A 16,441-nucleotide genomic window follows, 5' to 3' on the forward strand; every position below is an offset into this window, starting at 1 on the left:
AGCAAGGATGACGATAAACAAAACCCTCACTTCGCTGCTGATATTAACGTCAATTCTGCTGACTAACCGGGCAGAGGCCATCGAGTTCGACACCCGTTTACTGGCAGGGGCGTCGCAAGAAGCCGACCTTTCACGCTTTTATCGTCAGTCAGACCTCCCCGCTGGGCAACATACCTTTGATATCTATGTTAACGGCAACTGGAAGGGACGTTTCCCGCTGCAACTGGGGGAGCAGCCTGAGCAGATCGCGATGCGCTATGAAGATGCCGCCGTGTTGGGGATCGATCTCAGCGCCTTGCCCAACCAGCAAAAGGCTACACAACTTCTGCCCCTTAACGCACTGGTTCAAGGCGGTAGCGTCACACAGGAAACCGATACGCTCAGCATGAAACTGTCGGTACCGCAGGCTCATATTATCCACGCGAAAAATGGTTATGTTGACCCGCAGTTCTGGCAACAGGGCGAATCCGCCCTGCTATTTTCCTACAATACCACCTACTACCGTTCACAATTCAAAACCGGCAATACTGCCACCCGGGACGATCTGTACGCCGGGTTGAATTCAGGCTTTAACTTTGAAGGCTGGCAGTTTCGCGATAACAGTACCTTTTCACATTATTCCGGCCGCGACAGCCAATGGCGGAACAATACCCGTTATTTGCAGCACGGGTTTTCATCTATTACCTCAACACTAACCGGGGGCGATTTCTATTCACCTGGCAATATGTTTGATTCTATCCGTTTGCGCGGGATCTCACTGGCATCCGATACCAATATGTTGCCCAATTCCCAACAGGGATTCTCACCCGTGGTTCACGGCGTGGCACAAACCAATGCTCTGGTTAAAGTGATGCAGAGCGGTAACGTGATTTACCAGGAAAACGTCCCGCCAGGTGCATTTAGCCTTGACAGCATTCAGCCCACCGGCTCCGGTGGCGATCTGCTGGTGATCGTGAAAGAAGCGGACGGCAGTGAACAGTCTTTCACCGTGCCCTTTTCCGCCGTGCCGAATATGTTGAAGCCGGGTATCGCCAAATACGCTCTGTTGGCCGGCAAGGTTAAGCAAAGCAATACTCGTTACAGCCCGGATTTCCTGCAAAGTTCGTTGCAATATGGCTTCAACAATTTGGTTACCGGTTATGCCGGTGCACTTATCGGTAACGACTACCGTTCTTATCTGCTGGGGAGCGGCTGGAACCTGCCCTTTGGGGCGGTATCCGTGGATATCACCCAGGCAGACGCTCATTTTCCGGGCCGTAGTGAAAGCGGACAAAGTTACCGAATCGCCTACAGCAAATTCCTGGACACCACTGCCACCAACTTTACCCTGGCCGCCTACCGTTATTCGACCAAGGGTTATTATAGCTTTTCAGACGCTATTTATACCCACGACGGTTATCGCCAACTGGCCGATCGACAACCCGATATACAAAATCCAGCGGGAGAATGGTCAGGAGATCCGTTGGATATGAATACGCTGGATGCGCTGCGTTCGGCCCGCCCACGTAATACCTTTAACCTGAGCCTGAACCAACGGCTAGGCGACAATCTGGGCACACTGTTTTTCTCTGGCACTCAACGTGATTATTGGACCGAACAGGGCAATAGCCGCGAATACCAACTGGGCTATTCCAACAACTTCGGCAAAGTGGATTACAATCTCTCCGCCAGCCGCGTTCGTAATGACAGCCACGAGGAAGAAACCCGGTATTACCTGTCGATCAATGTGCCCTTCGATGCTTTCGAACACACCGCCTATTTAAGCAGCAGCCTGTCGATGACAGACAGCCATTACCAGCAGAGCCAGCTCAGCGTCAGCGGCGTGTCCGGCGACGCCAACCAACTGAGTTATACGCTGTCCGGCGCCAATCAGCCCGGCGGTGAAAACATGGCTGGAGTGAGCGCCAGTTACCGTACGTCGCTTTCGACACTCGGCGGGTCTTACAGCGAAGCGAGCGATTACCGGCAGGCCGGCCTTAGCGCGCGCGGCAGCCTGGTCGCTATTCCCTGGGATGTACTGGCCGCCAATGAAATTGGCCACACCCTGACGGTAGTCGACGCTCCTCAGGCCGCCGGCCTGATGGTTAATGGCGATGAAAGTATTATCACTAACCGGGACGGATTGGCACTGGTTCCCTACGCCACACCTTATCGTCAGAATACGCTCACGCTCTCAGATACCAACGACGCTTCCGGCGCAGAAATTACCAACAACGTCGGTTATATCGTGCCGTTCTACGGTGCGGTCAATCGCGTCAAATTTGCCACCGATCTGCGCCAATCTTATACCCTGACCGCCAGCTTCCCCGACGGCAAACCCCTGCCATTCGGCACTGAGGTTGTCGATCAAACCGGGCACGCCGTCGGTTATGTCGGCCAGGCCAGCGTCCTGTACGTCAAGAGTGAACAGCCGCCGAAGCGCCTCGACGTTAAACTCAACCGAGCTGACGCAAATAGTTGCGTCATTGATCTGACTGCCGCCGATATTACGACGGTGAACAAAGTCATTTGCCGTTGATTCCGTGTGATTGAGGAAATTATGAAAACGTTATATTTATCCATTTTAATCGCCGGTCTTTCCGTTGGCGAAAGCCAGGCAAAATGCTACGGAAATCCGCTGGGGACAGCACGCGCCATCGCAATCGATCTGTCAGATAAACTCAGCGCTAACTCGCCAGAATGGACCGGGCAAGTTCATTCGCAATTCAATGGAACCTTCAATTGCTCAGGAAAAAACAGCAAATTGGGTTATTTCTCCCCCATTGCAGACACTGCCAGTAATACGTTGGTTGTCGGCTTTGGCGATGGTAAACACTGGATTAAGATACAAACCTCCGCACCTGAGAAAGGGGAAATTATCCTGGCGGAAAAGGGGCAACATTCAGCAACTGAACTCAATATCGGTTATACCGTCAAGGCAACGCTGGTGAAAAAATCCGGCAACACCACGGCAAAAGATCGTTACTACATCGATAACTCCATGATGGTATCCGACTGGACCGGCATGTCTCTCTGGGAAATCATTACCTGGCCTATCAAGCAGGCGGGTAAGTTTTTAGCCTGGTTAGCGGGCAATGGTTGGCCAGTGGATCAACGTGATATGTATATGCAGCCGCTAACTATTCTCTACACTCCGAAAGCCACAACCTGCCAGTTTGAGAATGCTGGCCTGGCGGTGCAGTTGCCACGTTTGGGTATTGCCCAATTAGCCGGCCAGACTCGTCCCGGCTATACCCCTTTTACCCTGAATATGCGCTGTGAAAACAGACTGGAGAATGGAACTTCGGACAGAGGCATAGAAATGTTTTTATCTAGCAACAACTTGCTGGCTACAGATAACAGCGTGATGATAGACACCAGTGCCGGATCGGCCAAAGGCGTCGGTATCCGTCTTGCTCAGCAGGACACACCTTCAACGCCGGTGATAATGTCAACTTCTACGATCCATAAAGGCAACGCAACCTCACTGTTTAAAACTAACGCAGGTGACACCCTGGATGCCCAATTCACAATGACCATGGGTGCTTATTATTTCCCCTATAACTTATCCGCAGCGGGGAAAGGAAAAATAAACACCAACGCCACATTAAACATTATTTATGAGTAAGGATTGAAAATAACAAATTGTTAATAACCATTTGTTATAATAAGGATGTTAAAATGGGAGAACAAGCACAAATTGGTGTAAAGGTAGACAAGAACTTGAAAGATGAAGTCGATGAAATATTACGTAGCCTTGGTATAAAACCAACTACGGCGATCAATGGGCTTTATCATTATATTTTACAGCACAGGGAACTTCCCTTCATCATCAATACGCACGTTAACAAACCTAGCAACCTGCTCAGCAATTTATTTATGGATTACCTGCTACTGAAAAATACCTTATGTGACTTTTATCTGAAAATAGAACAAGCAGAACAGATCACAGAAAACAACCTGGATCTGTTAAAACATGTCGTTCGCGAGTTTATTGCAAATTTTCGACAAATAGAAAATGCCTTATATAAATTAAATAGCGGAAATATCATTGACTGGAAAAAGGCCTTTAACGGCGCTAAACGAGCATTTTATGTTCTTGAAACTCATGTCAGGTTTGAAACCTGTCAGGGGCACTATCTGGAGGATAGTGGAATAATAAAACTATCTCTGGCGTTAAAAATGATCGCTGAAGCAGAAACGAACACATAGTCACTCATCATTCAGGTTTGTGTTTGAGCCGCTCTCATTGAGAGCGGCTTGATGCAACAAACTATATATTTATCAATTCGTTTTGTTATCGGCATACACCGGAGACCGCATCTCGCCCCTGAGGGCACACATCCGTATTTTGCGGTATAACTCCCCACACTCCGCCTAAAGGGCCGGAACATCCGGAGAACAATATGAAAGCGAATAAAAATAGTAAATTTTTCATCTGACACTCCTTGTCTATCTTGTTCATGATGATAAGCCGCTGTAGGGTAATGAATATTAAACAAACTGACGTAGCAAGACTGGTTGTGCGACTGTGCTAATACCCGCTCCGACCCTACTTGTGACGGGAGTATTTTGGACATTGTACAAAATTGTACTGGAGTGCCCCGAGCCTGAAGACAAATCTGGCCTCGTCGTGAGGACAGGAAATGTCTACTGGTGTAAGGGCACTCCATAAATGACGCTGAGGTGTCTGTTAAACCCGTGGCGATTCAAGACAAGCGTGTGCAACAGCCTCCTGTAGAGCCAGGTAAATAGCACTTGGTTGTTATTTAAGCTATAGTGGCGGAAAGACCTAACAAGATTAGGGTGGCATTGTGAGCCAAACTCGAAACCAGCAAGCCTACCAACGGGGCATTCGGATAGCACGTATGTGGAAGCGTCTTAAAGGCACGATTTTGAGATGGGATACATTCTGTGTGTCTAAAGCTCGTAAGCACAAGCTTCCTGGCTGGATTGGGCATGTACCCATTGCTGTTGCGTTCCTAGGTTCAGCCGCCGCCGCCCTGTTTGGTGGAATCATCATTGCAGGCAGCCTGCTTTTCATTTGGGCTATAGCTATCATTCTTCAGAATGTAAACACTTCTAATGAGAATATATTTGATGATGATAGGGGCTCTGGGCCATCAATCAGGCATGGTAATGACGGGTACGGCTACTACACTAGTTCTGATGACCTCACTTCAGAGCGATTAGACTGAGCAAAAACAAGAGTTAGGGGGAGCATTTTTGCAGTTTCCCCCGTACCCATAGATATTATAATTTTACCGATTTTTTAAGCGTATTAACTGCATCACCACCAGTCTCTTGAGCTTTAGATACGCCAGTTCTTAGTGCGCTACCAACGGCTTGACCGACACTAATCCCTGCCCATGATAATGCCCCAAGCCATACAGCTGGCAGCACCAAGAACATACACCCCATCACCAAATTCATAATGAGGTCATCAGAACTATTCTGAAAACCAGCCACGTTCCATCGGCTATGCGTATCCGAGCCGTAAAGCGCTTCCAGTAACCAACTGTCCAGCCAGCGCGCCAGCTCCCACCAGAACGTCAGGAAGTTCAGCGCAAACACCACGAACGTCACGGTGATCACCGTCTTGTACTCGTAGGCTGCGAATGCCAAGATAAGTGGCACCATGATGTACACCGCCATCAACAGTACCGCCTGCACCATCGGCAGCGCCTGACGCATCGCATCAAATGCCGGATACGCCGCCAGGCTCCCCAGCGCAGTTCCGCCCATTGATGTAATACGGTTAACCGAGTTGTCCAGGGTAAAGTCAGCGTTGCCGCCATAGCCGGCATACGCCTGTCCGCCCTGGGAGACCGTCAGGTTATCCGGGCTGACCAGACGACGCACCACCGCTTCTTTATAGTCCGCGTCAGATTGCCCCATCATTTTCAGCGCAGCGGACATCCGCAGCATTACGCCCGGGTCGACCTATTTCACCACGCGGGCCTCCAGGCCCGTATCGCCGGCTGACCACCACTCGCTGCAGGTCGGATACGCCCGATGCCGGGATTCAAATCATTCCGTCGGGTGCAGACGATATTGGCGGGTATGGAGTTGGTGCACATGATACGCAAAGGGCAACGCCAGTATCCAGCCGGTGAGTGTTTATCACCGGCTGAACAATTCTATTTGCTGGCCGCCTAAAAAGCGGCGGCGTCACTTTTGCCAACTCACTTCTGTTAACACGACAGAGCCAGTCATTTTGGGTCTCCTTTCACTGAGAGTTTAGTCTCCCGGAAACCCGCTGCGGTTCAACATAGCCCAAGAAAGCCACATGATGACAAAGTCTATTTGGCTACAAAGAAAATGCAATCACGTAGTCGCCAATATCCTGCGAATGTGCGGCCCCACCAACGGAAACCACTACATATTGTTTGCTTGTCTTGGGAGATATATACGTCATGGGGGTTGCACTTGCACCGACTGGCAAAGGATATTTCCATATTTCTTTTCCTGTTGCAGCGTCATAAGCTCTTAAATAGTAATCTTGTGAACCCGCGAAGAAGACTACCCCTCCCGCAGTTGTGGAGTTCCCAGCATAGGTAGGTAATCCCATAGGCATAGGCAAATGAGATTTTATTCCAAAAGGACCTAATTCTTCTGTTGTACCCACTGGTACCTGCCATGCAATTTTACGACTATTGAGGTCAACTGCAGTTAATGTCCCAAATGGGGGTTCAACGCAAGGGATCCCCGCAGCGGATGTCCATACAATAGTAACCATACCGTAAGGTGTTCCAGTCTGAGCGGAAGGTCCGTGGCCTGTATGATCACTGTGGTATTTTTTTTCAACTTCAGGATATTCGTTTCTTTTTATTAACCAATAGGTTACGGGAACTCTGACGTCATTAACATAAGCTATATTGTTTTTAGTATCAACAGAAACACTGCCCCAGTTTAGCCCCCCCAGGTTACTTGGATATTGAATCGCTTTTTTAAGGCCAATAGGCGTGAAATCCCCCTGATAGACCGACTGTTTAAATTCAATTCGGCAAGCTAGTTGATCAAAAAGTGTAGCTCCCCATATTTTATTTTCTGACAATATACCCGCTCGAACGCTAGGCATACCAACAGAGTACGGTTGAGTCGGTGAGAGTATCTCTCCGGGAATTGTGCTCTTGGTCGGGACGGCCTTCTCCTCAACTGCAGTAATGGGCTCTCCAGTTTCACGGTTGAGTAAAAATATTTCACCGCGTTTAGTCGTTTGCATTACAGCAGCGACAATGTTCCCTTTTTCATCAGGAACATCTACCAGCGCGGGCTGTGATGGAAGGTCATAATCCCAGATATCACGATGAACTGTTTGATAATGCCAACGTTCCTTCCCTGTATTTACGTCGAGTGCAACCAGAGATGAATTATATTTATTTTCCAACTCGGTTCTCAAAACGCCATAATAATCAGGCGTTGTGTTACCTAATGGTATATACACCAATCCCAATTTTTCATCATATGCGGCTGTACTCCACATATTTGGGGTACCGCGTGTGTACGATTTTCCCGGTGGAGGAAGGCGGTCGATAGCCGGATTACCGAGGTCCCAAGCCCAGGCAAGTTCACCTGTCTCAGCATCAAATGCACGTATCACGCCAGAGGGTTCACCCACTTCTTGGTTATCCACGACCCATCCGCCCACGACAATTTTATTCCCTGCAACTAATGGAGCTGAAGTTTGGAAATAAAATCCAGGTTTAACCTCCCCCATTCCTTGTTTAAGATCTACAGTTCCGTTGTGACCAAATCCTGCACATCGCAGGCCAGTTTTTGCATCCAGTGCGATCAATTTTGCAGTGTTCGTTGTTTGGATAATGCGTTCCGAGCATGTACTTCTCTCTGGTTGCTGTTGTGTTTCAACTACTTTTGGTGCCTCGTAATACCCTAGCCCACGACATCGTTGCCAGATGGGAGAACGCTCGTTTGCATCAAATGTCCATGTAGCCTTTCCTGTATCGACGTCCAGTGCAGCTATCACGCCATTGCGTGAGCAACTGTAAAGAAAATGGTCAATTTGCAGGGGAGTATTTTGGTCAATGCCAGGCCCAAGATCACCGGTTCTATATTGCCATACAGGATGTAATGACTTTATATTCTCCCTGTTTATTTGGGTGAATGGAGAAAAGCGAGTGCCGTGAGTGGAACGTCCGTAAGCGTACCAATTTTCTGACTTGTTATTTTCAGGATGTTTTTTGTATACCGCGGCATCACCATATTGAGCATCATGTGGAAAAAATGCCCCTATGAATATCGAAAAGAAAGTCATTGTAGCAGCCAGTCCGCCGGCAATGAACATTCGTTTTTCTTTAACACCGATTAACGGACGCATCTCGTTTAATAGACAAGTAGCTAAAATTGTTAGCGCCAACGGAACAAGACTTCTTGAGAAGAATGGCCAAAATAAAAAACCTCGTTCCCAAATAGCCCACAGAATTGAGAATACTAAAACGAAATATATACAGTATATCCCGATCTTTTTTCTGCGAAAAATAAAATAAACAGAAAGCAAATAAACAACCCCGGCAAATAGATAATATAAACTACCTCCCAGGATGGCTAACCATCCGCCCCCCCCAGCCAGAAAAAGCCCTGACAAGGTGATTACAAATAATAAAATCTTAGATATTATCTTCATATTTAGCTCTCATTCTTAATGGGTTGCAGGGTATGGCCGAGGTTAAATAAGTTTTATTCAATTCACACGCCGAAATTATATGAGTTTATACTGATTAATTCAGTCACCGGTTATACTTTATTGCTGGTCAGCGGCTCTGTCGCATTAACGGCAGTAAGAGCCTATTGTAGTGGTTCACAAAATCAGGCACCGGAATAACCTGTTTCCACTTTGCCTTATGCAAGCACTCGATAAATTTGTGATTGCACCTGGTATGCATCAGGTTTGTCTGTTGGTCCAGCCCCTAATCCATACCCATTACTCACGCCCGGGATCCAGCACAAATCCTTCGCCCCGGCGATGTTGTAACATGGCCAGAGCCCGGGGAAAGGCAGAGAACCGGCGGCGTATCCGCCAGTAAATGACGTACAACGAACGGCTGCGCGCCTCATTCACCAGGGCCTCCGGACCAACCCGAGAAAGGATATCCGTCCGGCTCAGCACTCGACCGCGGTGACGAACCAGTATCTCCAGCACCTGAAACTCATACCCGGTCACCGGTACCAGTTGCCCCTCTATACTCACCCGCCGTGCCTGCGGCTCCAGGCTGAACGGTGGACACTCGAGGCTCGGACCGCTGAACCCCTGATGGCGGCGCACCAGCGCTTCAACCCGGGCAGCCAGCACCCGCGCATCTACAGCGTCGTTATGGCAGCCATCCGCTCCGGCTTGCAGTAGCTTCAACCGGTCCGACAGGCTACCGTCGGCCAACACCACCATCACCGGAACCCCTGGGCACAACGCCCGCCACTGAGCCAGCACGGCCACGCTCCGCGGACGTTGTGCTGGCATCAAGTCAAGCAGCAGAGCATCCGGGCGACGCTCCGTCAACCAGGGCAACAACCCCGCCTGCAGTACGATCGGCCCACAGGGCGTCTCCGATACATTACCTCGTCCAGCACACACCACCGCGAAGTGGTGCGCCAGTACTGGACTGTCTGTCATCAGCAAAAAACGCATAGCCATTGCGTGTCATGTCACTCCGTCAGAATTGATCCAAGGCATTCAGATAAAAACCCACATCGACGGTATCATCCGTCAGTGGACTCCGTCGGCATCACGGCTTTCGCCACCAGTGAAGGGAAAACTGCGTAACGCGAGGAGCCTTCATACCGTGGTTTTCCCCCCACCGGGAAATTGCCATTAAATTAATGGTTAACAGTTCATCTCTCTGTGTCATTCTCGTTCTTCCCGGCATGCCTATCCCGGAAAAGCAACTGTCCGAAGTTTTTCGTTATACTTTTGACCTTAAAATCTACCGTTCATCCCTAATATCGGCCCCTGCTGTACCACGTCATACACAAAACCGTTATGACGATAATCGACGCCCATGGCCCGGTATCCCGCCACGGCAGAGAAGCCCGGCATAAACTCCCAACTCAGCAGTGCCGCCGCATCCCAGTCCAATCGGGACTGCCCGCCACCGGCCAATCCCCAGGCCGAAAGCCTGACGGTTGGCGTCAGCGCATAATGGCCGCGCAGGCCCGCAACGCCATCCACCCAGGTTGCACGATCACTGCCCGATCCCCCATCGATAACCCCTCCCTGAAAATGCAAGCTAGTGCTGCTGTACCACACCCGAACGCCGCCGGTGGCATCAAGGCGAGCGCCGCCCTCTTCCAGCAGGGTATATCCACCGCCGAGGAAGCCTGACACCGTCCGGCTATCCACTTTCAGCCGTGACGCCGGCGCCCCATCCGGCAGGCCGTTACGCGTCGTGGTGTCGATAAACATCAGGTCCATCAGCAGGCTGTAAGGCCCTTTGCGGGCTTCCCCCATCGCCATCACCGCGACATCGAGGTCACGGGCAATGGCAGAGAAATCCGTTTTCATAAATTGCGTGCCCGTTGACCGATGGCCAACATCTCCGCGAATGCCTGCCGCCCAGAGATAAGGAGAGAGGGTGAACTGCCACTCCTCCGCCGGTTGATAGACCGGTGGTGCCGCTTGGGCCGCCACAGCCGGGAAACTCAAAACGCCAGACGCCAAAAGCGCCGCAGGCAGAGCCCGCCAGGCGAGTCTGTTTTGCACATTGTCACTGTTCATCATGGTCATGATCTTCTCAGTGCATACTCAGGGAGAGTGCAACACGTTCAGCTGCGCAGTCCTCGGTGGGTTTCAGCTTCGCTTTGGTGGCGTCCTGCACTTCACGCTTGGCGGCGGCCAAATCTGCCAGGAAAGCCGGATTATCATGCAGCACGGCGACCGTGGCAGCCCCCATGATGCGCCCTGCATCCACGTCGCTCTGCCAATGCGCATTGCAGACCACACGGCTCTGACCAAACGCCAGGCCGCGTGCCAGCAGCTCGGTCGCCCGTGCAGGCTGCACCTCGGCCAGCACCAGGCCCCAGGCCCAGCCAGCCGCCGAGTGGCCGGACGGCCAGGAGCCGTCGGTACGCAGCACCGGCTCCATGTCTTTGCGGCAGGTTCCCTCGTCATGCTGCACAAACGGGCGAGTCCGGTTATAGGCGTTCTTTCCTGCATAGGTAGAGCCACCCGCATCCGTCAATACATGCTGCATCATGGCGTAAAGGTGCGGCGTCGTTTTCTCGTCGATATCGGTGCCCAGCGCGCACGAGAACGATTTTGCCGGTGCCGGGAAGGTCAACTCGGCATCCGTTGCCGCCAGTTTTTCACGGGTAGACCCACGTAACGCCAATGCCGCCCGCCGCGCCTCTTCATCGCGTGCGAATGCCGCAGAGTCCGGTTTTGGCGGCCCCCCAAGCAAGGCCAAGCGCACCGGCAGGCTGGCCGGTTCAAGGTAACCCGGCGCCAGCTTAAAATGCGGGTCCGTTACCGTCGGCCCGGTATCGCTCGCCGCCGCCTGGCCGGAACACAACAGACCGGCCAACGGCGCTATCAGGTACAAAGGGACGCATGATTTTTTCATTAATGATGATCTCCAGAGTCGATTGGTGCCGCAGAGGGCAAAGCACTATCGAGGCACTCAGAATTGGTACACCGCATTCAGGTAGAAACCCGCCCCTACCGTCTTATCCGTCAGCGGGCTGCGACGCGCATCCGCCGTCAGGGCGTACAGCTTCATCCCACCCTGCAGGGCAATATGAGGCTGCAATTGAACGGTCAGACCGGTTTTTAACGTCACATTCCGCATGCCGCCGCCGGCATGATATTCGCTGAAGCCACTGCGCTCTGCCTGCTCCCCCGTCACTCCGAAACGCGCCATCATGTCGTCTCTGTCGCTCCAGGTCCCGTACAGCGCGGAATCCAGCGTCAGCGAGGAAGACAGCGGCTGCGAATAATCGGCACCGGCTTCAAGGTATGCCGTGTGCCCCAGATCCTCGCCGCCGTAGTCGCGGCTGCGGGTAGCCTGCCAGCCACGGACGAACAACCGGCCGGCCGGCAGACGCCAGTAGGCTTCCGCACCGATCATTGCGGTGCCGTCCAGATCGCCCATTCCCTTCAGGTGGCTATTGCTGCCCCCCAGGGTACGGATTTTTTCCTTGCGGCCCATGTCATAACCCGCCAGCAGCGCCAGCCCCAGGGAAGAAGACCCCGGCAGGTCCCAGCGCAAACCCTCAGGAAAACCGGCAGTGAAGGTTCCCCAGCTCTGCGTCGGCATCACCGCCTTCGCCACCAGAGAGGGGAAGGCTTCATAACGCGAGGACCCTTCATACAGCGGGCTCACCGCCACCCCACCGCCCAGTGTCACACTCGGGCCCGCATCGGGAGCGGCCTGCACGGACAACGGCAGCGCGGCCATCAGCGCAAAGGCAGGAAGCCCGAACGATTTATAAATCCTGTTTTTTTTGCTTGCCATATCTCTTTGTTCCTTTCTCTATTTTCGTTTTTATCCTGACTCATCGGCATGCTTAACTTCTATCCGGGATATATTCCCGTCATCCATTCCCTTGACCGGAAATAGGTTTGGCTAATTACTTTTTATTTTTTCAGGCATGGCATAGCCCATCCTATGCCTGCGGATCCCCCCCCTCTGCCCGGAAAAGGGCGTGAAAAACCCCGGTGCGCGAGAGCCTGTTTAAAAGCCCTCGCACAGCTGGAAAATGTGTTATGTCTTCGCACCGCTTACCGAAAAGTACATTTCGACAAGCCAAAGGGGCGATTGAAACAAAAGAGCGGGTGAAAACACGCCCTCACTTCCCGCGCTCCTCATTGCCGAACGTCATGCCCAGATACGGCTTTATCCCTGTTGCCCATATCTGTTTCTCCCTGAGGTATTTTTAATACAGATTTTTCTTACCCCTGATTGTGTCAAACGACACAATCAGGGGAGAAAAAGTAAAAAAACATGTCAGGGAAAACGCCAGGCGGATCACTGCGGCTGCGGAAAATGCCATTGGCCATTCAGGATTTCATCGCCAGGCTGATAAAGCCTGACCGTGTAGTTCCAACCGGGCATCGTCGGCAGGCAATTAGCAATCTTGCCGTCGCAACCGCCAAATTGGATCACTATCGAACCGTCATCACTTTTTTTGGCGGTGAGGTTATTTAGCGAATAGGCGTCATACGGGTTTTTCTCGAAGTAACCCTCGGCGTTATAAACGCTCACGGACCAGAAACTCTTAACCGGAACATGCCCGACCTTGAGCCGATAAAGGGTTTTTCCATCATTCTTCGGCATCACGCCGCCGAGATAAATGGCGTCCTTGCTCGGATTCCCACCCCATCCGGATGCCGTGGCGATCAGATGCTGGATAGGATCAACCGCGCTCTTGGTACCAAAGGCCTGGTTGTAGTTGGGGAGCGTCGCGCCGAGCACCAGCAGGGCATCGCGCATCTTTTTCTGGCTCGCCGGATCCCATTTCGGTACCACGAATTCCCCTACCCGAGCCTGACTGACCTTGATGGCATCCTGTAGCACATGTACCAGCCCAACGTCTTTGCGATCGGCAGGATCGACAAGCGTACGTATAGCGACAAAAACATAACGCGTGCCGACCTCCTCCTTCGTCAACCTATGGCGACCGGCACCGTAAAAGACGGCGGGCACGTAGTGGTCTTCGTTGACCACCTGCATCGACATGAATCGGTTACCGGCCTCCGGCAAGGTGATCGTAACCGGACCGGCATCGAGATCGAATACCGCACTCGAATACAGCGTGTCCCGATTCATGCGGATGACACTCTGCGCGTCAATGGAAATCGGTTCGCGGCTATGCACAAACCGCCCCAACCCGCCGTCCGCCACCATATTGCCCATGTAAAGATCGGACTCGGCACGGACAAAATTATCGACACCGACCGGTACCGCCTCACCAGCGACAGGTTGAGCGTTTACGCTCCCTAACGTAGCCAACGTGAGTACGACAATACTGGCCTTGGATAGATATGACATGTAACCCCCTGATGGTATGAAATTTAATACCTTTTCCCAATTTCAAACTTTCTAATTATGTACCTCTGACGGATCTAAGAATTGTCTCAACAGACTGTATAAGAACACCTCAACAGAGACTTGCCATTTGACGCCAAAGGTAAAGCCGGCATGTGTAGAAGGAGTAAAATGCAGGGGGGATGGGTTTATTTCTGCTGACCGCCCTTGATCGAGGGTTGCTGTAGATACGAAGCTCCTAAAGCCGGATGATCAGATGGAATATTGAAAGCAAAGCTTATTGGCGGCGGGAACCTTCGGCAGGTTGGCAGGCATAGGCGAGTTGGCGCTCACCCTTTCTTTGAAGCAGACCGATAAAACGATGGCGTGCTACCGGTCCAACGTTTAAAAGCACGAGTAAAGTGCGCTTGATCGCTGTACCCAACCATATAGGCAATTTCAGTCGCCGTGTATTTACCGCAAGCCATTAGCTGAAGTGCTTCACAACGACGCGTCTCGTCACGTAAGGCTTCAAATTCAACACCGCAATATTTTAAACGACGCTGCAGAGTTCTTGGGGACAGCCTGATGCTTTTTGAAATAACAGTAAGTTTAGGTTGCTCCAGGTCCGCTATCCGCTTGATCAGGGCACCTGCAGTTTCAACTGTCGTTCTCAAGGCTTCGGTCGTTTTCCATGCTTCATCTCGGATATTTTTCAGTGGGATCTCGAGCAAATCGCGGTCGAATTCGATCATGTTGTACTTCGAATTCATGACCAGGTTTGGCCCTAAGCATTCTTCAAGCGCCTCGTCTCCCCTTTCTCTTGAGGACTTGATATGTACACGTATGGAGGAAGGTTCGCCGGACATGAGAGGCACTTTTCTGAGCACCGCCAAACTACCGAGAATGAATTGCCTCGGATCGGCTTCATATTGCCCTGTAAATTGGTGGATAAGCTTTATTGTACGGCCTTCAGTAACAATGTTTACTTCACCTCCCTGATGCAGCATGGCCGCATGGGTTGCAGCCAATGCACAAGCCTGGGCAATGTTTGTTGACCCCATGATCAATTCGCCCCAGACGCCAAGTGAGCGAATTTCGGTCAGATGCCCCACATAGGCACCACTGAAAGGATCCTGTGTAATAGATGCCATTTCATTAGCGATACGAAAGCAGGCCGAACGTGGGATCCAGATATCAGGGTTTTGGAAAATATTAGGGGAAATGCCAAAACGTTGAAAAAACTCTAACGAAGATACGCCTCGCATGGCCAGATAGGGAGCCATCTGAAGAAAACTTCTAAGTTTGATGGAGGGTGTAATATTCATTATCGGCGTTCGCACCTGTTATAAAGGCATACGAAGAGAAATTTTTTGTCACATGGCGCTACGCCCGAGAAAAAAAATTGCCCAGCATGGATATCTGATGACAGCGTTATGTACGACGAAAAACCTATTTTTGAGAGTATACCTAACCCTGCAAAAAAAACTATATCTGTATGTAATGCAGGATAATAGGAAAAGTTAAAATAACAATATCGGTATAAAACACCAATTATTAAAGCAAGTATAGATAAGGATTCTGTCAAAGCGCTGACCAAATGACCTTATGCTGCAGTATTCTGGAACTGTGGGGGAGTGAGTGCCCAAGAAAAAAGAGATAAGCCTAGAAAATTGAAAAACCGGACCATTCAATAAAAAATCTTGGTCTTTAGTGTTAAAACGGGATTGATACAATGGAATAAATTTGCGTGTCAGTTTATTAAATTATTTTTTGCAATTAATATCAGAAGTAAATAGCAGAACTTAAATCATTCGTAACTAATTAATTTATCTTCCCTTTAAAAATTCAATAAGAAAATTTACTCAACTCATCGATAATGGTCACTAGAGCGAGTGCCATATACTGCTGTGAAAAACATACCGAAAACATCTGGTGATTGTCGTGTTAACCAATGGTGATTATCAAAACATTAAGCGTGTGCTTTAAACTTAACAATAGCCCCGACGTGATACCGGGGCTATAACAAAGCTAGAGCAGGTCGATGCCGAAACGGCGTACCACCAGAGCAAACAGCCCAAAGAATATCGCCGTCATAATGACGCAGGCACCGAGGGTGAGCCAGAATCCCAACCGAGAAAGCAACGCAGGAAACACCTGGAACATCGGTATCACATACAAAAACGTATACCAGACATGGTTAGCAATTTTCTCCATCAGTTGCTTTTCGACATAGAGCCAAATCAAAGCAAGGATGATGATTAACGGCAAAGCCGCCACAAAACCGCCAAACTTATCGCTGCGTTTTGCCGCTTCAGATACCAACACCACAATAGCGGCGGTCAGGATATATTTAGTAATGATCCCGAGTGACCCTACGAAAAAGCGAAAGGGTACTCTTGTAGGTATTAATCGACGCACAATGTATAAAAAGCGCTGGGCGCCAATGCTAACTCATGTTTTACAGTCTTCTGGCGGATGGAAAA

General features: G+C 50.6%; 12 protein-coding genes and 2 pseudogenes. 5 read left to right on the forward strand and 9 right to left on the reverse strand.

Going from position 1 to position 16,441, the window contains the following annotated elements:
• The first annotated feature begins 7 nt into the window (after positions 1 to 7).
• The 4 genes from D4100_RS22760 to D4100_RS22775 all read left to right on the forward strand — a co-directional run bounded on the left by D4100_RS22760 (position 8) and on the right by D4100_RS22775 (position 5,177).
• Positions 8 to 2,518 (forward strand): fimbria/pilus outer membrane usher protein, encoded by a 2,511-nt coding sequence (locus D4100_RS22760; RefSeq protein ID WP_119805314.1) that lies wholly within the window; start codon positions 8 to 10, stop codon positions 2,516 to 2,518.
• A 21-nt stretch (positions 2,519 to 2,539) separates the two neighbouring features.
• Positions 2,540 to 3,607 (forward strand): fimbrial protein, encoded by a 1,068-nt coding sequence (locus D4100_RS22765; protein ID WP_119805315.1) that lies wholly within the window; start codon positions 2,540 to 2,542, stop codon positions 3,605 to 3,607.
• Between the two features lie 53 nt (positions 3,608 to 3,660).
• Complete coding sequence (locus tag D4100_RS22770) at positions 3,661 to 4,191, forward strand: type II toxin-antitoxin system RelB/DinJ family antitoxin (RefSeq protein ID WP_119805316.1); 531 nt, start codon at positions 3,661 to 3,663, stop codon at positions 4,189 to 4,191.
• 656 nt (positions 4,192 to 4,847) lie between these two features.
• Entirely contained in the window at positions 4,848 to 5,177 is a 330-nt protein-coding gene (locus tag D4100_RS22775) for a hypothetical protein (protein WP_119805317.1), read from the forward strand.
• Positions 5,178 to 5,232: 55 nt separating this feature from the next.
• On the opposite strand, the pseudogene D4100_RS22780 reads toward D4100_RS22775, so the two are convergent.
• Positions 5,233 to 5,988, reverse strand: a pseudogene (locus tag D4100_RS22780) (conjugal transfer protein TraG N-terminal domain-containing protein); the annotation flags it as partial.
• Between D4100_RS22780 and D4100_RS22785 the strand changes: the two are divergent.
• Positions 5,983 to 6,138, forward strand: a pseudogene (locus tag D4100_RS22785) (IS6 family transposase); the annotation flags it as partial. The pseudogenes D4100_RS22780 and D4100_RS22785 sit on opposite strands and share 6 nt — an antisense overlap.
• Before the next feature lie 151 nt (positions 6,139 to 6,289).
• Here the strand turns inward: D4100_RS22785 and D4100_RS22790 are convergent.
• From D4100_RS22790 to D4100_RS22830, 8 genes are all read right to left on the reverse strand, one after another.
• Positions 6,290 to 8,623, reverse strand: coding sequence for a membrane-bound PQQ-dependent dehydrogenase, glucose/quinate/shikimate family (locus D4100_RS22790; RefSeq protein ID WP_119805318.1), 2,334 nt, complete (start codon positions 8,621 to 8,623; stop codon positions 6,290 to 6,292).
• 297 nt (positions 8,624 to 8,920) lie between these two features.
• Entirely contained in the window at positions 8,921 to 9,607 is a 687-nt protein-coding gene (locus D4100_RS22795) for a response regulator transcription factor (protein ID WP_158586354.1), read from the reverse strand.
• Between the two features lie 303 nt (positions 9,608 to 9,910).
• Entirely contained in the window at positions 9,911 to 10,717 is an 807-nt protein-coding gene (locus D4100_RS22805; RefSeq protein WP_119805320.1) for a hypothetical protein, read from the reverse strand.
• A gap of 7 nt (positions 10,718 to 10,724) precedes the next feature.
• Positions 10,725 to 11,552 (reverse strand): acid phosphatase, encoded by an 828-nt coding sequence (locus D4100_RS22810; protein WP_119805321.1) that lies wholly within the window; start codon positions 11,550 to 11,552, stop codon positions 10,725 to 10,727.
• A 57-nt stretch (positions 11,553 to 11,609) separates the two neighbouring features.
• Positions 11,610 to 12,443: a MipA/OmpV family protein gene (locus D4100_RS22815; RefSeq protein WP_119805322.1), complete on the reverse strand. Its 834-nt coding sequence runs from the start codon at positions 12,441 to 12,443 to the stop codon at positions 11,610 to 11,612.
• A 513-nt stretch (positions 12,444 to 12,956) separates the two neighbouring features.
• Entirely contained in the window at positions 12,957 to 13,979 is a 1,023-nt protein-coding gene (locus D4100_RS22820; RefSeq protein WP_119805323.1) for a DUF1254 domain-containing protein, read from the reverse strand.
• A gap of 326 nt (positions 13,980 to 14,305) precedes the next feature.
• A complete protein-coding gene (locus D4100_RS22825) occupies positions 14,306 to 15,283 on the reverse strand; it encodes an AraC family transcriptional regulator (RefSeq protein ID WP_244941696.1) in 978 nt (325 codons plus the stop codon).
• A gap of 703 nt (positions 15,284 to 15,986) precedes the next feature.
• Positions 15,987 to 16,364, reverse strand: coding sequence for a DUF3147 family protein (locus D4100_RS22830; protein ID WP_199685734.1), 378 nt, complete (start codon positions 16,362 to 16,364; stop codon positions 15,987 to 15,989).
• Positions 16,365 to 16,441 lie beyond the last annotated feature (77 nt).

The sequence above is a fragment of the Serratia inhibens genome (assembly GCF_003591175.1).
Taxonomy (GTDB): domain Bacteria; phylum Pseudomonadota; class Gammaproteobacteria; order Enterobacterales; family Enterobacteriaceae; genus Serratia; species Serratia inhibens.